This is a genomic window from Ruegeria sp. B32 (assembly GCF_025141855.1).
Taxonomy (GTDB): Bacteria; Pseudomonadota; Alphaproteobacteria; order Rhodobacterales; family Rhodobacteraceae; genus Ruegeria; species Ruegeria arenilitoris.
In genome coordinates, this window is sequence record NZ_CP081106.1 from 1,544,892 (window position 1) to 1,562,440 (window position 17,549).

The window sequence follows — 17,549 nt, forward strand, 5'->3', positions numbered from 1 at the left end:
TTTCAGGTCCCGCCGTTTTTCCGAATGAGAAAGACGTGGTGATCCGCAGCTTCTTCCATCCCGATCAGCTCGTGCCCGGACTCCGAGCAGAAATGAGGTACATCGACGATTGCGGCCGGATCGTCGGCAAGAACCCGGAGAAGGGAGCCCGCAGGCATGGCCTTGAGCCGTTTGCGGGCTTTCAGGACGGGCAGGGGGCACAGCAGGCCCAATGCATCCAGTGTTTCGGCTTCTTGTGTCATGGCTCTCAGATATTTGCATGGCGCACAGCTGTCCAGCCGGCAACCACGAGGATGTGACCGAATGGCCCCGTGACGCGCCCCACTGGATATCCTATGTGCAGTGGCATGTTCGGAATCGATATCATTGACGCGGGGCTGCTGCCCGCCATGTTCATCGCGCTGGTCGGCGGGTTGATCAGTTTTCTGTCGCCCTGCGTGTTGCCGATCGTGCCGCCTTATCTGGCCTACATGAGCGGCGTGACCATTCACGAGATGCAGGATCAGGCGCAGGCTAGACGCAAGGCGACTCTGTCAGCGCTGTTCTTCGTTCTTGGACTGTCGACGGTGTTCCTGCTGCTGGGCTTCACGGCCTCGGCCTTCGGCGCATTCGTGCTGCAGAACCAGGAACTGTTCGCCAAGGCCTCGGGTCTGGTGGTGATCGTGTTCGGCCTGCATTTCCTGAACGTGTTCCGAATTCCGATCCTGGACCGCGAAGCGCGGCTCGAAACCGGGGACTCCGGCGGCTCGGTCTTCGGGGCTTACATCCTGGGGTTGGCTTTCGCATTCGGCTGGACCCCTTGCATCGGCCCCCAGCTTGGCGCGATTCTGTCGCTGGCCGCGTCCGAGGCCTCGGTGGCGCGGGGCACGCTGTTGCTGGGCGTCTACGCGGCGGGTCTGGGCATACCGTTCCTGCTGGCTGCGATGTTCCTGAACCGTTCAATGGCGGTGATGAACAAGCTGAAACCGCATATGGGAACGATCGAAAAAGTCATGGGTGGCTTGTTGCTGGTCGTCGGCATCATGCTGGTGACGGGTCTGTTCACCGAGTTCAGCTGGTGGCTGCTTGAGACGTTCCCGGCATTGGCCACTCTGGGCTGACGCGGCGCCCGGTCGCGATGATCGGGCCTTACCTTGGCCACATCGCTGCGCTAACCTGCCCGCAACAAGGGCAAAGGCATGAGCAGTCAGGTTCCGCAATCTGGGGTACAACGACGCCGGGTGTTCTATATCCCCGGCTATGATCCGATCCATCCCCGCCGCTATCGCGAACTCTATCGGAAAGAGGGGCGCGCGCAGTCAGCGATTTCCGGGTATCGGTTGGAGGTCTCGGCCAAGACGGGCGATGGCCCCTATGGCTGGCACGTCCGGTCGGAGCAGGACGGGGCCGAAGTAGATACGGATGTCGAGGTTCTAGTCTGGTCCGACATCGTGCGCGACAGCATGGACAGCTCGATCCCGGCGACCTACTGGCAACTGCTGTGCACGGCCTCGATCTACATCTCGACTGGCACGCTGTGGCGGCTGATGCGGCTGCGCAAAGGACCGGTGATCGCCGCACTCTATCCGGTGGCGATGTTGCTGGGGCAGTTGGCGCTGGCGGGATTGGTCTTCTACGGTGTGGCAATGTTGTCCGAGTCCGCGATGCATTGGTTGGTTGAAGCTGTGGAAGGACCCGCGCTGTTCGGTCCCTATTTTGCGGCGCGGATGTATCTCAGCCTGGCTATTGGCGTGTTGGCGGGCTGGTGGGTCTTGCGCTGGTTCCGAAAGATCGACAACCGCCTGTTCGCCTATTACCTGATGCACGACTATGCCTATTCTGCGCGGCTGCGGGGAGAAACGCCGCCCGAGTTGCAGGCTCGGCTGGACGAATTCCGTGCCACTATTGCGGCAGCGCTACGGTCGCCCGTCGATGAGGTTCTGGTGGTGGGCCACAGCTCCGGCGCGCATCTTGGCGTCTCGGTTCTAGCCGACCTGCTGCGGCGGGGCGAGGTGCCGCCGGATGGTCCGGCCCTGTCGTTCCTGACATTGGGGCAGGTGGTGCCTATGGTGTCATTCCTGCCGCGGGCCGACCGGTTGCGGGCCGACCTGCAGTTGCTGTCGCAGACCGGGCGGTTGACATGGGTCGACGTCTCGGCTCCCGGGGATGGCTGCGCCTTTGCCCTATGTGATCCGGTGGCGGTCAGTGGCGTTGCCGGGCCGGGCAAACGCTGGCCTCTGGTCCTGTCGGCCGCTTTCACGCAAACCCTGTCGCCTGAACGCTGGGCCGCGCTGCGCTGGCGGTTCTTCCGTCTGCATTTCCAGTATCTTTGCGCGTTCGACCGGCCTAGCGACTATGACTATTTCCGCATCACGGCCGGGCCGCTGACACTGGGCGCAAGGTTCGCAGGGCGGGCGCCGTCGAAATCGCGGATCGAGCGGGCAGTGTCCAAATACCGAACGGTGCGCGCATGACCCCGCCCAAACCGCCCGCCAGACCGGACAAGGTATCGCTGTGGCAATACCTGCGCCTGTTCCGGCGCGACATCCTGTCGGCCCAGCCGCAACGCCTGTACCGCGCCTGGATGGCCGAGTTTCGCACCCCGTTCTTCCGGTCCTACCTGATCAACCAGCCTGAGCTGATCGACCGGGTTCTGAAACACCGTCCTCAGGATTTCCCGAAATCCGGCCGGATCAGCGAAGGCCTGCGGCCCCTGCTAGGCCAATCGGTATTCCTGACCAACGGCGCGACCTGGGAGCGCCAACGCCGCATCATCGATCCGGCCTTCGAGGGCGGGCGGCTGAAACAGACCTTTCCCGCGATGCTGGCCTCGGCCGAGGCTTGCGCCGATCGCCTGCGCGACAGGACGGGCGTGCCGGTCGAGATCGAAGAGGTCACCAGCCATGCCGCCGCCGACGTGATCTTTCGCACCTTGTTCTCGGTGCCTATCGAGCACGAAATCGCCGCACAGGTGTTCGAGAAATTCCGCGCCTATCAGCGGCAGCAACCTCTGCTGAACCTTGCGGCTTTCGTGCCGCTGCCAGGCTGGGTCCCCCGGTTCCACGCGCGCAAGACCCGCCGTGCAGCGGCCGAAATCCGCGCCTTGATCGCCCGCCTGACCCGCGAGCGGGCTGCGCAGATCGCCGCCGGCACCGCGCCAAACGATCTGGCCACCAAGATCATGACCACGCCCGACCCCCTGACCGAGCAGTGTTTCGATACCGATGAGATGATCGACCAGGTGGCCATCTTTTTTCTGGCCGGGCACGAGACCAGCGCCTCGGCCCTGGCATGGACGCTGTACCTGATGGCCGCCTATCCTGACTGGCAGGACCGCGTGGCCGAGGAGGCCCGCGCGCAGGATGAAATCAGTTTTGCCAGCATGTCCAGACTGCGCATCAGCCGCGATGTGTTCCGCGAGGCGCTGCGCCTCTATCCCCCGGTCCCGATGATGGTGCGCGAGGCCACATGCCCTGAACGCTTCCGCGACCGCGACGTGCCCAAGGGCGCTCAGATCGTGCTCAGCCCGTGGCACCTGCACCGACATGAACGGTTGTGGGAGGACCCCGACAGCTTTGACCCGTCCCGCTGGGCGACCGAAAACGGCAAAGCCTGCCAGCGGGCGGCCTTCATCCCGTTTTCGGCCGGGCCGCGCGTCTGTACCGGGGCGGGGTTTGCGATGGTCGAGGGGCCGTTGATCCTGTCGACCCTGCTGCGCCGATACCGGTTCGAACCTGTCGAGGGCCGCTCCCCGGTCCCGGTGGCGCATCTGACGGTCCGGTCCCGCGACGGAATTTGGCTGCGCGTGGTTGAGCGCTAACAAACTATCATCGCCCCGCGCCATGCTGTATGCGGTTGGAAAAGCGGAATCATTACTGAACGGGAAAGTGTTATGTCCAAGGCTGAACAGCGCGAACAGATGATCAACGGTGCGGGTTTTATCGCGGCTTTGGATCAGAGCGGCGGCTCGACGCCCAAGGCGCTGGCGTTGTACGGGGTGCAGCCGTCCGACTATGGCTCGGACGAGGAAATGTTTGCCGAGATCCAGAAGATGCGCGCCCGGATCATCCTGGCCGATGACTTCACCCGCGACAAGGTGATCGGCGCGATCCTGTTCGAACGCACGCTGAGCGAGGAAATCGACGGTCGCAAGGTGGCCGATTACCTGTGGTCGGTCAAAGGCATCGTGCCGTTCCTCAAGATCGACAAGGGGCTGGAGGACACCGCCAACGGCGTGCAGCTGATGAAGCCCATCCCGGGCCTGGCCGAGACGCTGGCCAAGGCCGAAGGTGTGTTCGGCACCAAGGAACGCTCGGTCATCCACGAGGCCAATGCCGAGGGCATTGCCGCCGTGGTGAAACAGCAATTCGACGTGGCCCGCGAGGTGATCGCGGCCGGCATGGTTCCGATCATTGAACCCGAGGTGAACATCAAGTCGGACACCAAGGCCGAAGCCGAAGAGATCCTGAAAGCCGAAATCCTCAAGAATCTCGACGAGTTGGGCGAGGGGCAGGACGTCATGCTGAAGCTGACCCTGCCCAGCAAGGCCAACCTGTATGACGAGGCCGCCGATCATCCGCGTGTTCTGCGGGTAGTGGCGCTGTCGGGCGGCTATTCGACCGACGAGGCCTGTGACCTGCTGGCGCAGAACGGCAAGATGATCGCCTCTTTCTCGCGCGCGCTGACCGAGGGGCTATCGAAACAGCAGTCGGATGCCGAGTTCAACGCGGCCCTGGGCAGCAATATCGACAAGATCTATCGCGCCTCGGTCTGAGGTCAGGCCGGTTTGATGAACGAGCGGCGCATCTGCGCCGCTTTTTCGCGCATGGCGCAGCCGGTGGCGTGGTCATTCACCAGCCCCATCGCCTGCATGAAGGCAAACACCGTGGTGGGGCCGACAAATTTCCACCCGCGCTTTTTCAGATCCTTGGACATGGCAACCGACTCGGGCGAAGTCGAGGCCGTCTGCGGCGCAGGAGGGGTCTCGGGCTCGAACCGCCAGACATAGGCCGCCAGCGAGCCGGTTTCGGCCACCAGCTCCTGTGCGCGGCGGGCGTTGTTGATCACCGCCTCGATCTTGCCGCGATGGCGGATGATACCGGCATCTTGCAGCAGTCGTTCAACGTCCGCTTCAGAAAAACCGGCCATCACGTTGAAATCAAAATCGGAAAAGGCTTTCCGGAAGTTCTCGCGCTTGGCCAGAATGGTGCGCCAGCTGAGGCCGGACTGGAAGCTTTCAAGGCAGAGCTTCTCAAACAGACGCTGGTCGTCACCTACCGGATAACCCCATTCATTGTCGTGATAGTCGAAGAACTCCGGCGCGGCCTGACACCAGCCGCATCGCGGTTGGCCATCCGGCCCGGTCACGAGATCGCGCATCAAATGTACCCCTTTTGTTCACATCCAGCCTAGACACCGACGGGGATAAGATCAAGCGCTGCGATCGGGTGACCGGTACCAGTTCAGAACAAAGACACGAATGGCCGACGCCAATCCAGTCTCGGGGTCGCGCGCGACATCAATTTCCGAGGCCAAAACATTGATCGGCAAACCTTTTGCCTTGGCGATCTCTCGGAACGCCTGCCAGAACTCATCCTCGAGCGAGACCGATGTTCGGTGCCCCTTGAGCGTTAGCGAGCGTTTGACGGGCGGGCCGCTCATTCATCCAGCTCGTGATTGTCCAGATCGCGGCGGGCTTTTTCCGTACGGGCCTTGTCCAGCTGCTTTTCCGCCTTGCTGCGCCCGAACGCCGCCGCGTTCCGGTCGGCGCGGGCCTTTTTCTCGGCCCGCGCGTTTTCCTTGCGATACCGGTTCAGATTAACCGGCTTGCCCATCAGTCCTTGGGCCCGATCATCTGCTCGGGGCGCACGACGGCATCAAAGGTCGCCTCGTCGACGAAGCCCAGCTTGATGGCCTCTTCCTTCAGCGTGGTGCCGTTCTTGTGCGCAGTCTTGGCGACCGTGGTGGCGTTGTCATAGCCGATGGTGGGGGCCAGGGCGGTCACCAGCATCAACGATTCTTTCATCAGCTTGTCGATGCGCGCCTCGTTGGCCTTGGTGCCCAGCAGCATACGCTCGGTAAAGCTGTCCGTTGCGTCGCCCAGCAGCTGGATCGACTGCAGCAGGTTGTAGGCCATCATCGGGTTGTAGACGTTCAGCTCGAAATGGCCCTGGCTGCCGGCGAACTTGATCGCGGCGTCGTTGCCCATCACGTGGGCTGCGACCTGGGTCAGCGCCTCGGCCTGGGTCGGGTTGACCTTGCCCGGCATGATCGACGAGCCGGGTTCGTTCTCCGGCAGGATCAGTTCACCCAGACCCGAACGCGGCCCCGAGCCGAGGAAGCGGATGTCGTTGGCGATCTTGTAGCAGCTGCCCGCGACGGTGGCCAAGGCGCCCGAGAGGAACACCATGGCGTCATGAGCGGCCAACGACTCGAATTTGTTGGGCGCGGTGACGAAGGGCAGGCCGGTGATTTCGGCCATGTTGGCGGCGACGGCCTCGGCCCAGCCTTTCTGGGTGTTCAGCCCGGTACCGACGGCGGTGCCGCCCTGTGCCAACTCGAAAATGCCGGGCATGGCGGCGTTTACACGGGCGATGCCCTGACGGATCTGGTGGGCATAGCCGCTGAACTCCTGGCCCAGGGTCAGCGGGGTCGCGTCCTGCGTGTGAGTGCGGCCGATCTTGATGATGTCCTTGAATTCCGCGGACTTCTGCTCGAGCCCGGCGGCCAGCTTTTCCAGCCCCGGCAGCAGCACGTCACGCACGCTCATCGCGGTGGCGATATGCATGGCGGTGGGGAAGGTGTCGTTCGACGATTGGCCCATGTTGCAGTGATCGTTCGGGTGCACGGGATCCTTCGAGCCGATCACGCCGCCCAGGATCTCGATCGCGCGGTTGGCGATGACCTCGTTGGCGTTCATGTTCGATTGGGTGCCTGATCCGGTCTGCCAGACGACTAGCGGGAAGTTGTCGTCGAACTTGCCCTCGATCACCTCGCCGGCGGCCTGGATGATCGCGTCGGCGATACGTGCGTCCAGTTTGCCGGTGGCCTTGTTCTGCATGGCGCAGGCCTTCTTGACCACGCCCAGCGCGCGCACGATGGCGACGGGCTGCTTCTCCCATCCGATGGGGAAGTTCATGATCGAGCGCTGCGTCTGCGCCCCCCAATACTTGTCGGCAGGAACCTCGAGCGGGCCAAAACTGTCGGATTCGGTGCGGGTCTGAGACATCTGTCACTCCGTCTGGTATGCAGTCGCATGCCGTTTAACCGCAGCTAAGCTATGGTTCAATCGGCCAGTTGCGCGCACCTTAGTCCGAAGGGCAAAAAAGGTATAGCCATGCGGTGTGCGTCACTTTTCTTGGTTGGTCACAGGGACGTACCATTGTGCCCGTTCCCGGCTGAGCTAAGATATAGAAGGCAACCGCGGAGAAAGAACCATGAATCGCTCAGACCGGACCTCATTTTTCGCGCAAATGGCCCGATGGCTGTCGATACTGGCGTTTGGAATTTTGTTGGCGTCTCCGGGATGGGCGCAGGACATTGGTCCCTTTGTCGGCGACTATGTCGGATCTGCCGACGTGGTGGATGCAGACGGATCGTCGACCCCGCGCGACATGAGCGTTTCCATCGCAGAGACCGGCGAAGGGTTCGTGGTCAAGTGGAAGACTACCACCTACAAAGCCGACGGCCGAGTGAAAGAACAAAGCTTTTCGGTCGAATTCCGACCTTCTGATCGGAACAACATCTATTCCGCAGCCATGAAGCGGAATGTCTTCGGTCATGAGGTTCCGCTGGACCCAATGAAGGGTGAGCCTTTTGTCTGGGGGCGGATCGAAGGGGAAACGCTGACCGTCTTCTCGCTGTTCATAGATGAGGACGGCGGGTACGAATTGCAGCAGTATGACCGAACACTGGCCGAGGGCGGGCTGAACCTGTCCTTTTCCCGGTTCAGAGATGGACAGAAATCGCGTTCGGTCGAAACATTCCTGGAAAAACAATAGGCTCCGCCAAAAAAGCGAAGCCTCGTCCAATGGCCGCGAATTACTTGCGGAAGCTGTCCAGCGATACGATATCCGCATCATGATGCGGCTCGTCGTCGGGTTCGACCTCGATCGACTCGGCCTCGATTTCCACCGGGTCCTCATCTTCTTCGTCCGAGCTTTCGAAGCGCAGCCCGAATTCGACCGACGGATCGACAAAGGTCTGGATGGCCGAATAGGGGATATACAACGGCTCCGGAGCGTCACCGAAATTGAGCGTGATGGCAAATCCGTCCTCGCCAACCTCGAGATTTTCGAACCAGTGCTGCACCACGATCGTCATCTCATCAGGGTAGCGTTCGCGCAGCCAGTCAGCGATTTCGACGCCGGGCTCACGGGTATCGAACGTGATGAAGAAATGGTGCGCGCCGGGCAGTCCGGTTTCAGAAACGCGCTTCAGAACAGTCTTGATCAGCCCGCGCATAGCGGTGTGCATCAAGTTGCCGTAGTCAATGCCTTGCGACATGTGTCATCCTCGAAAGTGGTTATCCCAAGCATAAGGGATTTGATCGGAAACGAAAGAGCGGGTTGCGTCTGATTGTTCAAACCAGATGCAGGATTGCGCCTGCACCTATCATGATGCCCAGCGTCGTTGCCAGACCGGTTTTTCTTATGAAAATCAAGACTCCGGCAAGGCATGTCAATCCAACGGCTGCGATGTCCAAGGTCGAAAAAACCGGAATGGGCAGTGAGATCGGACCAAACTCGACTTTTCCGATGGTTCCAAACAGGACGTGCAGTCCGAACCACACCGACAGGTTGAGAATCACACCGACGACCGCCGCGGTAATTGCGCGCAATGCTTCCGACAGTCTCGGTCTTTGCGCTATGACGTCCAGGTAAGGCGCGGCAACGAATATCCACAGGAAGCACGGAACGAAGGTCGCCCACAGCGCAACGACCCCGGCTGCCAGCGCAAGGGACATCCCGCCCGCCAATTGCCCGGCGAGCATGGCGACGAATTGTGTGACCAGTATCAATGGGCCGGGGGTGGTTTCTGCCAGTCCCAGCGCATCTATCATCTGATCGGTAGAGATCCATTGATGGTTCTCGACGACCGTCTGGGTCATGTAGGCCAGCACCGCATAGGCCCCGCCGAAAGTGACTACTGCCAATCGTGCAAAGAACCAGCCCAGATCGCTTAGCAACGTCTGGCCGGAAAGGGTCAACAACACCAGCGGAGCCAACCAAAGAAACAGCCAGAGCGCTGCGGTCCGCGCGGGCCGAGCCAAGGCGGTATCGACATTCTGCGAAACTGAAGGCTGCTCTGAAGGCTTACGTGAAAAGCCCCAGACAGCCGCGGCCAGAATGATCAGGGGGAAAGGTAGATTCAGAGCGAAGATCGCCAGGAACGCCAGTATCGCAAGAATCCCGGGCTCTGCCCCGGATAGAGTTTTGCGAGAAAGATTGAGCACCGCCTGGAGAACGATCACGATAACCGTGGCCTTGATCCCGAGAAATGCAGCCTGGACCAGGGGAAGGTCTCCGTAGGCAGCATACAGGCCGACCAGCACGGCTATCACCAGCGCTCCGGGCAGAACGAACAGGCCGCCGGCAATCAGCCCGCCCAGCACGCCCCGCAGCCGCCAACCGGCATAGGTGGCCAGTTGCATGGCTTCGGGGCCGGGCAGCAACATGCACAACGACAGCGCGCGCAGAAAGGTCTGCTCATCCAACCATGGCCGCCGTTCGACCAATTCCTGGTGCATCAATGAGATCTGTGCCGCTGGGCCACCAAATGAGAGGAGGCCAATGCGGCCGAACACCCGGACCAGTTCTGACAGTGAGGGGTTCACTACAGGGGCTCCGCCCTGCATGCGCCGGTTTCGGCGGTCCTCGGTCGGCTCCATCCGATATTCGGAGCATAGGTGCTGAACCGACCACCAGCGATCATTGGAAACTGCGCAGCCATGGCATGTGCCCCTTTGGATTTGGAGACATGCGAACCCGGGCTGCCGCCGGGCAGGGCGTTCACATGCTGACCCCGTGTGCTCTTGCTACTCGGGGTCAGGTTGCGCGGTCAAGAACCGGTTCAGGCCCAGTCCAGCCGTTGCCCTGTCATGCAGACGGGCAAGGTATCCTGCGGGAACTGACCGAGCTGTTCAAACAGGGAAACGAAGTCGAACTGGTTGTAGGCTTCGACCATCTTGTCACCTTTGAAGCGCGCCATCACTTGGCCTGTGACCTCCAAGGGCGCGCCGTTGTCTGCCCGCGAGGTCCGCACATGCAGAACGGCTGACGCCCAATCGCCGTTTTCGATAATTTTGGGCAAGTCCACCTGAATTTCGCCCAGAACGTGCCGAAAGGCCATGACCAGGTCGCGAAAGTCGTCCGCGCCGACCTGCATTTCGGGTATCAGCCCCTCGGCCATCGTTTCCGAGGCAAAATACTGGTCGATCGCGTCAATATTGCCTTTTTCCCAAACCTCGGAATACCAGGCCCTGAGTATCTCTGAATGAGTCATCCCAACTCTCCTGTCTGTCTTCCGCTACTTTGAATGACAGGAGTGAACAGTTTCTGAATGGCGGCCAAATTCGGCGCAAAAACTCAGACAAAATCCAGGGAAATGCAGGTTTCTGTTGCCAGGTACCTGCGAACCCCGCCTTACGCGGCTAGGCGCAAGGACTTAAGTTTCGGTCTGGTTACTGCTTACGCAGCAACTGCAACCGGAGCACGATTGTCATTTGCAATTGTACTGTTTTCGCCGGTAACGGTGGCAGACAGCCGAGACAAAGCTAACCCCTTTAGACGTTCGTCGATCCTGTTTCGGCCCCATGCTCCCCAAATGAAGGATGTATGGTGGAGCCGCCGGGTACCGCCCCCGGGTCCGATCCGCTTATTACGAGCGCGTTTATGTCCATAGTCCCGAAGGACAGGATTTATATAGGTGAGGATATTTGCGGATGCAAACCCCCAAAGCGCGGGATCATGGCGATTTTTCCAACCTTTCACGCGGGCTTGGAGAGGTTGGCGGCGATCAGCCAGATCGCCAGCACCAGCTCGATTCCGCCGAAGGTCAACGCTTTGGCCAAGGGGGGATTGTCCAGCAGAACCGACACGAACCGACCCAGCGCCGCGCCCGCATAGACCACGCCCAACATCGCGTAGGCCATCGGGTGGTTCAGCCACAATACGGCGATGCCGGTCACGACAAACAGCCCGCCGACCGAGGCCCGCATCTCGCTGAGGCCCATCGTGCTGTTGGTGGGCGCAAGGTCCAGCGAGGCCGCCGTCCAGGCCGGAGCCAGAAAGCCGAACAGGCCAAAGCCGATGGTCAGAAGGGCTGCGATGATGTTGAGTATTCCGGTCATTGGGGCCTCGCGTTTCAAATGCCTGCCCGTCGAACCTAATCTGTTTCGGGGCAGGGGGAAGACCTCAGATTGCGGCCCAGAGGCCGAGCACCCCCACAAGGATCAGGCTGAGCGCCCAGACCATTTCCAGGTTGAACCAGCTGCGCGACAGAAACTGCAGGCCCAGCCAGCGATAGACTGCGAAGGCCAGCGCACCTCCGCCCAGCATCATAGCGCCCGTATGGACCGCGGCCACCGCCAGAACCAGCAGGCCATTGGTGCCCATGATCTCTGACGCGGCTCTGTGGCCGGTATCCAGCTCGTCCAGCCTGCACAGACCCAGATAGATCGGGACAAGCATCAGCGCCGCACCATGCGCCAACGCCACCAGAAACGACCACAGCGCCAGCCGACTGGGCGGTACGCGCGCCAGAAACCGTGGGTGACGCCGGGTGATCGCGATGTAGAGGCCCATGGCGATCACGATCAGCGCCGCTCCGATCCGGATTTCGCGCTGATAGTCTACAAGGATGGTCATCAGCGCGAAGGGCAGCAACACACCCAGCATCGCCACGAAATGCCCGCCCGCCAGCGCTGCCAACGCGCGCCAGAGAGCGGATTGGCGTTGCTCCATCAATGCCGCCGACACGGCCAACGGCCAGCCCATACCAGGGTTCAACCCGTGATAAGCGCCGCTCAGAACAACGGCCAGCCAGAGGCCGGCCGTCGATGTCATCAAGACGTCCAATTCAGACCGAAGGGTAGCAGAAACTGTCGGTGGAGCAGTCTCCTCCCTCAAGCCGGATCTGGTGGCTGCGATACCCTTTCGGGAAATCCACCCAGAAATCCTTGTCCAGTTTCAGGCCGCCTTTTTCGCCCACATCCGCCTTGACCATCGCAGCGCCGCGATCGCCAGGATAGAATTGGTCATCCCATGTGGAATAGAGCGAATTGGTCCAGTAGACGCGTTTGCCGTCACGGCTGATCTCGACCATCTGCGGGCCATAACCAAAGTCCTTGCCGTTGGGATGCTTGGTTTTCTTGACGATTCCGCCGATCTCGACCTTGCCGGCCAGCTTGGGCTTCATCGGGTCCGAGACATCGTATTGGTGCATTTCACCGGTGCCCCAGCACGCGACATACAGGTATTTGTCGTCCAAGCTCAGGTCGATGTCGGTCACCAGAGGCGGCACCGCCGAAAACCCTTTGAGCAGATCAGGAAGATCATCCGGATCAGCGGGTTGCGGGTCGATCGTGATGGTCTTCTTGGCCTCGAAACTGCCATCCTTGTTGCGCCACCAGGTAAAGATTGCGCCCTGAAGATTGGTGGTGTCGACCACCACGCCGCAGAATCCGTATTGCTTGACCGGGTCATGCGCCGGCCGGATTTCCAGCGCCATCTGGTGGTTCTCGCCCAAGTCGATGGTCTGGATGTTGGTGCGGTCGCGCAGGTTCCAGAAATGGATCCGGTGGCCATATTTGTTCGACAGCAGATCTTCGGCCACGATCCCGTTTTCGAATTGCGGGGGCAGACCCCATTCGGAACTGACCATGTAGTCCCGCGGCAGGTTCCACCAGAAATCATAGTGCTTGTCTTGCACGCCGCGCTCGATCTCGTAACGCCCGATGATGTCGAAGGTCTCGCAATCCATGATGAAGATGCCCGGAGGTCCATCGGTGCCATCCGGTCCGCCACCGCCCAAGGTGCTGACATAGATACCTTCGGGTCCGCAATGGATCGTGTGGGGGCGGGAATACCCCGTCTTTGCAAAGACTTCTTCGGGCTCGATGATCTTGTGAATTTTGGCCTTCAGCGGCTCTTTCACGTCAATCACGTAGATCCGGCTGGAACGGATACCGGGGATGATCAGGTACCGGCGCTCAAGAAATGCGTGTCCGGTCAGCGGAGACAGGGCCGAAGAACAGGCGTTCCATCCGAAATGGTGAAACTCGTCGCCCTTGTTGGGCATCATCACCTTGTGAACGATCTTTCCGTAATCGCCCGAAGCTGGGTCGACATTCACAACCGCCAAGCCATCGGGCTGCGAAAAATCGGGGCTGAGCATCAGCGTGAAGGCCAAGGTTTCGGGCGGGGCCTCCATGGCCATCTTGGCGGATGGATAGAATGTTGGATCCGGTCTTTTGTTCATAACGTCCTCCCGTAAGTCATTGAAAATCAATTTTATTGAGAGTGCCGGTCTTCCCGCCGGATGATGGTCTGCCTGCTCGAGTGTCCTTTCCGTTGATGTGATGCGTCAAGAAGAATTCAGAGTGTCTTCAGGCCGGTTTCCGCCGACGTTCGGCCACATCATGGGCCAGGCGGCGGGTGTAGGTTTCCAGTTCGACCAGCGCGGCGTCGACGGTCTCGGCGTCCTGCGCCTCCAGCGCGTCGGCGATCTTGCTGTGCAGGCGGATGATCTCCTCGCGCGAGCGGGCGGTGAAGGTGATCATGTTCATCAGGGGCTGCATCGCCTCGACGGCTCCGGCCAGTTGATAGGACAGGACAGGGTTGCCCGCGCCATCGACCAGCGCCCGGTGAAAAGCCACGTCCGAGGCGCAGAAGGCCTCATCCGTCAGACCGGGCTGCGCCTGACGGAAGATTTCCGCGCGCATGGTGGCCAATTGATCGGCGGTGCGCCGCTGGGCCGACAGGCGCGCGCAGGCACGTTCCAACGCATAGCGGGCCTCGCAAGCGGTGTCGAAGCTGACCTCGTTCATCGACAGCAACAGCGTCGAAGTCGTGATCTGCTGAGAATGGGCGTCCTGGAAACTCAGCCGGTTGACGAAGGCACCCCCCGTCGCGCCGCGCTGGGTACGGATCAGCGATTGCGCCGCCAGCCGTTTCAGCGCCTCGCGCACGGTGGGGCGCGACACCTGGAACTGGTCCGCAAGCTCGGATTCCGAGGGCAGGCGCTCGTCCACGATCAGCTCTCCTGATACGATGGCATCGCGGATGGCCTGGGCGATCTGCGCGGACAGGTCGGTGCTTTTCTGGGGATCGATTTTCATCTTCTGCAGGCCGCCGTGAAAAATTTATTTGTCTGACATTTAAAAGTCTGACATTTGAAAAGCAAGCACCGAGTCGGGAGGGAACATGAGTCGGGCACTTCTACGCAGTGGTTTGTGGCTGGGCTTTTTCGTCCTGATCCTGTGGGCCTGGTGGGTGATGTACACCATGAGCCGCGACATGGGCGTCGATTGGATTGGCCGACCCGGGCCAATGGCCGAGGCGATGCGTGCGATGGATCCCCGCATGGACATGTACATGCCGATGGCCGAGTTCGGCCCGCTGTTCGTGATGTGGGCGATCATGATGGCCGCGATGATGCTTCCAACGCTGGTTCCGACACTGAGAAGCTATGAGGATTTGATCCAGAGCGCCAATGGAACAAGGCTTGGGTGGGTCGGCGTTCTGTTGGGTTACTTCGTGGTTTGGGCCGGGTTCGCCGCGTTGATCACAGGTGTTCAGCTGGCTTTGTTGTTCGGGGGCGTGATCGACATGCTGGGCATTGCCAAGTCTCCGCTTTTTGCCGCCGGACTTCTGATTGCCGTCGGTGCCTTTCAATTCACGCGCGCCAAGGAGGTGTGCCACGGGGTGTGTCATGCACCCATGACCTATTTCCTTGGACACTGGCGCACCGGCTTCTCTGGCGGTCTGCGCATGGGGCTGGGGCTGGGCGCCTTTTGTGTCGGCTGCTGCTGGGGGTTCATGGCGCTTGGCTTTGTCGGAGGCGTGATGAGCCTGCTGTGGATGGGTTTGGCGACCCTGTTCATGGTGTTGGAGAAATTGCCCCAGATCGGTCATGTTCTGACACGGCCGCTGGGTTTCGCTTTGATTGCAGGTGGCCTTGGGCTACTGATCTACCCAATTGCATACGGAGGATAAGCCGATGGCAAAAAACAGAAAACCCGATGCCGACAAGCTGCCGGTCAGTCAGCGAATTGACAGCCGGATGCCAAATCCCAAGCGCCGCGAGATGAGCCCGACGGACTGGGCCATCAAGGGTGAGCTTATCCTGAACTGCTCCTGCGACGTGTTCTGCCCCTGCGTGGTTTCTCTGGGGGCGCACCCTCCGACCGAAGGGCATTGTCATGCGTGGATGGGTGTGATCATCGACGAGGGACACTATGAAGGTGAGGACCTGTCGGGTCTGAACGTTGGTCTGCTGGTAGATATTCCCGGCCGGATGGGCGAAGGCCAGTGGAAGGTCGCCGCGTACGTGGATGAGCGCGCAAGTGGCAAGGCGTACAACGGCCTGTTGCAGATTTTCAGCGGGCAGGCCGGTGGCACCACTGGGCTGTTCACGATGCTGGTGAGTGAAATCATCGGGGCCGAGCGTGCTCCAGTGCAGATCGAGCGCGACGGCAACAAACGCCGCATCGTCATCGGCCGCAAGATCCAGGGTGAGATCGAGATGCTGGCAGGCAAAGACCCCGAGCATCCGGTCATGGTTTCGAACTCCAAGTATTGGATGGGCCCGGACATCATCGTGGCGCGTGGTACCAAGTCGAAGGTGCGCGATTATGGTCGTGTCTGGGATTTCGGCGGCAAATCTGCCGAAATCTGCCCGATCGACTGGCACGGACCCAAGTGATGATCACCGGCGCCTATGCTCGGCAGATGGCCCGCTATAACCGCTGGCAGAACAGCCAGTTGGCGGGTTTTCTTCGAGAGCTTTCTCCCGAGGAGTTGACCCGGGAACGCGGCGCGTTTTTCGGGTCGATCCTGGGGACTGCCAACCATCTGCTGTGGGGCGACTGGATCTGGATGTCCCGGTTCGACAAAGGTCCGGGGCCTGAAAGCAATCCGCACCGCAAGGGCGGCGGTATTCACGAAAGCGTCCACCTGTGCCCGGATCTGGCGCACTGGCTTCCACTGCGCGAGACCATCGATGCCCGGATCGATGCTTGGGTTGATACTCTGGGCGACGAGCCAATCTCGGGCCCGTTCACATGGTATTCCGCAGCAAAAGAAGAAAACATTACATTACCTTACGCCGTGTGTGTGATGCATTTTTTCAATCATCAAACGCATCACCGGGGACAAATCCACAAAATGCTGACCGAGGCCGGGTCTGAGGCTCCGGTCAGTGATCTCGTTTTCTTGCCCGAGGAGGTCTAAGTGCCACAGATTTCTTTGTCGCGCCGGCTGCGGCGCACGCCGTTCTCCGACGGGGTCGAGGCGGCCGGTGTCAAAGGTTATACCGTGTACAACCGGATGTTGCTGCCCACGGTATTTGAAAGCGTCGAGGCCGACTATCGGCATCTCAAAACCCACGTGCAGGTCTGGGACGTATCATGCGAGCGGCAGGTCGAACTGCGCGGTCCCGATGCGGCGCGGCTGATGCAGATGCTGACCCCGCGCGACCTGCGCGGCATGCTGCCGGGCCAGTGCTACTATGTGCCGATCGTGGACGAAACCGGGGGAATGCTGAACGATCCCGTGGCGGTGAAACTGGCGGATGACCGCTGGTGGATTTCGATTGCAGACAGCGATTTGCTGTTGTGGGTCAAAGGCTTGGCCAACGGATATCGACTGGATGTTCTGGTGGATGAGCCGGACGTTTCGCCCTTGGCGGTGCAGGGACCCAAGTCGGATGACCTGATGGCGCGGGTCTTTGGCGACCGGGTGCGCGACATCCGCTTCTTCAAGTTCGACATGTTTCAGTTCGAGGGGCGTGATCTGGCGATTGCGCGGTCGGGTTATTCCAAACAGGGCGGGTTCGAGATCTATGTCGAAGGCAGCGACATCGGCATGCCCTTGTGGAATGCGCTGTTTGACGCCGGAGAGGACCTGCAGGTTCGGGCGGGCTGCCCCAACCTGATCGAGCGGATCGAAGGCGGGTTGCTGTCTTACGGCAACGACATGACCGACGACAACACGCCCCATGAATGCGGGTTGGGCAAGTTCTGCAATACGCATACGGCCATTGGCTGCATCGGGCGGGATGCGCTGTTGCGGGTGGCCAAAGAAGGGCCGGTTCAGCAAATCCGCCCGATCGCGATTGAGGGAGACGCGGTGCCGCCCTGTGATCGGCCGTGGCCGGTCTATGGCGATGGCAAACGCGTGGGCCAGGTGACCTCAGCCACCTGGTCGCCGGATTTTCAAACCAACGTGTCGATCGGTATGCTGCGGCTGAGCCACTGGGATCCGGGAACGCAGGTCGAAGTCGAAACGCCGTCTGGAATGCGGACTGCAATCGTGCAGGACAAGTTCTGGATTTGAGCCGGGAAGGGCGCG

General features: G+C 60.7%; 21 protein-coding genes and 1 other RNA gene. 9 read left to right on the plus strand and 13 right to left on the minus strand.

The window, feature by feature from the left end; genetic code table 11:
• Nucleotides 1–2 precede the first annotated feature (2 nt).
• Nucleotides 3–242: a sulfurtransferase TusA family protein gene (locus tag K3752_RS07840; RefSeq protein ID WP_170357716.1), complete on the minus strand. Its 240-nt coding sequence runs from the start codon at nt 240–242 to the stop codon at nt 3–5.
• A gap of 105 nt (nt 243–347) precedes the next feature.
• Between K3752_RS07840 and K3752_RS07845 the strand changes: the two genes are divergently transcribed.
• The 4 genes from K3752_RS07845 (at nt 348) to K3752_RS07860 (ending at nt 4,753) form a co-directional block, all read left to right on the plus strand.
• Nucleotides 348–1,100 carry a cytochrome c biogenesis CcdA family protein gene (locus tag K3752_RS07845; RefSeq protein ID WP_170338729.1) on the plus strand — a complete coding sequence of 251 codons (753 nt, stop codon included), beginning with the start codon at nt 348–350 and terminating at the stop codon, nt 1,098–1,100.
• A 78-nt stretch (nt 1,101–1,178) separates the two neighbouring features.
• Nucleotides 1,179–2,453 (plus strand): hypothetical protein, encoded by a 1,275-nt coding sequence (locus K3752_RS07850; protein ID WP_260066008.1) that lies wholly within the window; start codon nt 1,179–1,181, stop codon nt 2,451–2,453.
• Complete coding sequence (locus K3752_RS07855; RefSeq protein ID WP_260066010.1) at nt 2,450–3,799, plus strand: cytochrome P450; 1,350 nt, start codon at nt 2,450–2,452, stop codon at nt 3,797–3,799. The genes K3752_RS07850 and K3752_RS07855 overlap by 4 nt, the downstream gene beginning before the upstream one ends.
• Nucleotides 3,800–3,871: 72 nt before the next feature.
• Nucleotides 3,872–4,753, plus strand: coding sequence for a fructose bisphosphate aldolase (locus K3752_RS07860; RefSeq protein ID WP_170371116.1), 882 nt, complete (start codon nt 3,872–3,874; stop codon nt 4,751–4,753).
• Nucleotides 4,754–4,755: 2 nt separating this feature from the next.
• Here the strand turns inward: K3752_RS07860 and K3752_RS07865 are convergent, their stop codons facing one another.
• From K3752_RS07865 to fumC, 4 genes are read right to left on the minus strand one after another with little or no spacing between them, the layout of a single operon-like run.
• Nucleotides 4,756–5,358, minus strand: a complete 603-nt coding sequence (locus K3752_RS07865; RefSeq protein ID WP_260066013.1) for a DNA-3-methyladenine glycosylase I — start codon at nt 5,356–5,358, stop codon at nt 4,756–4,758.
• A gap of 51 nt (nt 5,359–5,409) precedes the next feature.
• Nucleotides 5,410–5,640, minus strand: coding sequence for a ribbon-helix-helix domain-containing protein (locus tag K3752_RS07870; RefSeq protein WP_170390019.1), 231 nt, complete (start codon nt 5,638–5,640; stop codon nt 5,410–5,412).
• Complete coding sequence (locus K3752_RS07875; protein ID WP_170390021.1) at nt 5,637–5,813, minus strand: DUF4169 family protein; 177 nt, start codon at nt 5,811–5,813, stop codon at nt 5,637–5,639. Before K3752_RS07875 ends, K3752_RS07870 begins: the two co-directional genes overlap by 4 nt.
• Complete coding sequence (fumC, locus tag K3752_RS07880) at nt 5,813–7,207, minus strand: class II fumarate hydratase (RefSeq protein WP_170403243.1); 1,395 nt, start codon at nt 7,205–7,207, stop codon at nt 5,813–5,815. Before fumC ends, K3752_RS07875 begins: the two co-directional genes overlap by 1 nt.
• Before the next feature lie 244 nt (nt 7,208–7,451).
• On the opposite strand from fumC, the gene K3752_RS07885 reads away from it, so the two are divergent.
• Nucleotides 7,452–7,979, plus strand: coding sequence for a hypothetical protein (locus tag K3752_RS07885; protein WP_170371935.1), 528 nt, complete (start codon nt 7,452–7,454; stop codon nt 7,977–7,979).
• A gap of 40 nt (nt 7,980–8,019) precedes the next feature.
• On the opposite strand, the gene K3752_RS07890 is transcribed toward K3752_RS07885, so the two are convergent.
• From K3752_RS07890 to K3752_RS07925, 8 genes are all read right to left on the minus strand, one after another.
• Complete coding sequence (locus K3752_RS07890) at nt 8,020–8,484, minus strand: SspB family protein (protein ID WP_170403236.1); 465 nt, start codon at nt 8,482–8,484, stop codon at nt 8,020–8,022.
• Nucleotides 8,485–8,560: 76 nt separating this feature from the next.
• Nucleotides 8,561–9,835 (minus strand): chromate efflux transporter, encoded by a 1,275-nt coding sequence (gene chrA / locus K3752_RS07895; RefSeq protein WP_260066020.1) that lies wholly within the window; start codon nt 9,833–9,835, stop codon nt 8,561–8,563.
• A gap of 215 nt (nt 9,836–10,050) precedes the next feature.
• Nucleotides 10,051–10,482 (minus strand): ester cyclase, encoded by a 432-nt coding sequence (locus K3752_RS07900; protein ID WP_260066022.1) that lies wholly within the window; start codon nt 10,480–10,482, stop codon nt 10,051–10,053.
• A 101-nt stretch (nt 10,483–10,583) separates the two neighbouring features.
• Nucleotides 10,584–10,931: a transfer-messenger RNA gene (ssrA, locus tag K3752_RS07905) on the minus strand.
• A gap of 35 nt (nt 10,932–10,966) precedes the next feature.
• The gene (locus K3752_RS07910) at nt 10,967–11,329 is read right to left on the minus strand and encodes a DUF4345 family protein (protein WP_170580357.1); all 363 of its coding nucleotides are present in this window, start codon (nt 11,327–11,329) and stop codon (nt 10,967–10,969) included.
• 64 nt (nt 11,330–11,393) lie between these two features.
• The gene (locus K3752_RS07915; RefSeq protein WP_260066026.1) at nt 11,394–12,044 is read right to left on the minus strand and encodes a hypothetical protein; all 651 of its coding nucleotides are present in this window, start codon (nt 12,042–12,044) and stop codon (nt 11,394–11,396) included.
• A gap of 13 nt (nt 12,045–12,057) precedes the next feature.
• Nucleotides 12,058–13,458: a selenium-binding family protein gene (locus K3752_RS07920; protein ID WP_260066028.1), complete on the minus strand. Its 1,401-nt coding sequence runs from the start codon at nt 13,456–13,458 to the stop codon at nt 12,058–12,060.
• 127 nt (nt 13,459–13,585) lie between these two features.
• Complete coding sequence (locus tag K3752_RS07925; protein ID WP_260066030.1) at nt 13,586–14,317, minus strand: FadR/GntR family transcriptional regulator; 732 nt, start codon at nt 14,315–14,317, stop codon at nt 13,586–13,588.
• Nucleotides 14,318–14,402: 85 nt separating this feature from the next.
• On the opposite strand from K3752_RS07925, the gene K3752_RS07930 reads away from it, so the two are divergent.
• The 4 genes from K3752_RS07930 to K3752_RS07945 are packed head-to-tail and all read left to right on the plus strand — an operon-like array spanning nt 14,403 to nt 17,534.
• A complete protein-coding gene (locus K3752_RS07930) occupies nt 14,403–15,194 on the plus strand; it encodes a DUF2182 domain-containing protein (RefSeq protein ID WP_170371111.1) in 792 nt (263 codons plus the stop codon).
• Nucleotides 15,195–15,198: 4 nt separating this feature from the next.
• A complete protein-coding gene (locus tag K3752_RS07935; protein WP_093962001.1) occupies nt 15,199–15,903 on the plus strand; it encodes a DUF1326 domain-containing protein in 705 nt (234 codons plus the stop codon).
• Entirely contained in the window at nt 15,903–16,430 is a 528-nt protein-coding gene (locus K3752_RS07940) for a DinB family protein (RefSeq protein ID WP_260066034.1), read from the plus strand. The genes K3752_RS07935 and K3752_RS07940 overlap by 1 nt, the downstream gene beginning before the upstream one ends.
• A complete protein-coding gene (locus K3752_RS07945) occupies nt 16,431–17,534 on the plus strand; it encodes a dimethylsulfoniopropionate demethylase (RefSeq protein ID WP_260066036.1) in 1,104 nt (367 codons plus the stop codon).
• Nucleotides 17,535–17,549: the final 15 nt, after the last annotated feature.

Bases quoted from the DNA above. Each gene is read 5' to 3' on its own strand.
- K3752_RS07840 (WP_170357716.1), bottom strand. From the start codon at position 242: ATGACACAAGAAGCCGAAACACTGGATGCATTGGGCCTGCTGTGCCCC.
- K3752_RS07845 (WP_170338729.1), top strand. From the start codon at position 348: ATGTTCGGAATCGATATCATTGACGCGGGGCTGCTGCCCGCCATGTTC.
- K3752_RS07850 (WP_260066008.1), top strand. From the start codon at position 1,179: ATGAGCAGTCAGGTTCCGCAATCTGGGGTACAACGACGCCGGGTGTTC.
- K3752_RS07855 (WP_260066010.1), top strand. From the start codon at position 2,450: ATGACCCCGCCCAAACCGCCCGCCAGACCGGACAAGGTATCGCTGTGG.
- K3752_RS07860 (WP_170371116.1), top strand. From the start codon at position 3,872: ATGTCCAAGGCTGAACAGCGCGAACAGATGATCAACGGTGCGGGTTTT.
- K3752_RS07865 (WP_260066013.1), bottom strand. From the start codon at position 5,358: ATGCGCGATCTCGTGACCGGGCCGGATGGCCAACCGCGATGCGGCTGG.
- K3752_RS07870 (WP_170390019.1), bottom strand. From the start codon at position 5,640: ATGAGCGGCCCGCCCGTCAAACGCTCGCTAACGCTCAAGGGGCACCGA.
- K3752_RS07875 (WP_170390021.1), bottom strand. From the start codon at position 5,813: ATGGGCAAGCCGGTTAATCTGAACCGGTATCGCAAGGAAAACGCGCGG.
- fumC (WP_170403243.1), bottom strand. From the start codon at position 7,207: ATGTCTCAGACCCGCACCGAATCCGACAGTTTTGGCCCGCTCGAGGTT.
- K3752_RS07885 (WP_170371935.1), top strand. From the start codon at position 7,452: ATGGCCCGATGGCTGTCGATACTGGCGTTTGGAATTTTGTTGGCGTCT.
- K3752_RS07890 (WP_170403236.1), bottom strand. From the start codon at position 8,484: ATGTCGCAAGGCATTGACTACGGCAACTTGATGCACACCGCTATGCGC.
- chrA (WP_260066020.1), bottom strand. From the start codon at position 9,835: ATGCAGGGCGGAGCCCCTGTAGTGAACCCCTCACTGTCAGAACTGGTC.
- K3752_RS07900 (WP_260066022.1), bottom strand. From the start codon at position 10,482: ATGACTCATTCAGAGATACTCAGGGCCTGGTATTCCGAGGTTTGGGAA.
- K3752_RS07910 (WP_170580357.1), bottom strand. From the start codon at position 11,329: ATGACCGGAATACTCAACATCATCGCAGCCCTTCTGACCATCGGCTTT.
- K3752_RS07915 (WP_260066026.1), bottom strand. From the start codon at position 12,044: ATGACATCGACGGCCGGCCTCTGGCTGGCCGTTGTTCTGAGCGGCGCT.
- K3752_RS07920 (WP_260066028.1), bottom strand. From the start codon at position 13,458: ATGAACAAAAGACCGGATCCAACATTCTATCCATCCGCCAAGATGGCC.
- K3752_RS07925 (WP_260066030.1), bottom strand. From the start codon at position 14,317: ATGAAAATCGATCCCCAGAAAAGCACCGACCTGTCCGCGCAGATCGCC.
- K3752_RS07930 (WP_170371111.1), top strand. From the start codon at position 14,403: ATGAGTCGGGCACTTCTACGCAGTGGTTTGTGGCTGGGCTTTTTCGTC.
- K3752_RS07935 (WP_093962001.1), top strand. From the start codon at position 15,199: ATGGCAAAAAACAGAAAACCCGATGCCGACAAGCTGCCGGTCAGTCAG.
- K3752_RS07940 (WP_260066034.1), top strand. From the start codon at position 15,903: ATGATCACCGGCGCCTATGCTCGGCAGATGGCCCGCTATAACCGCTGG.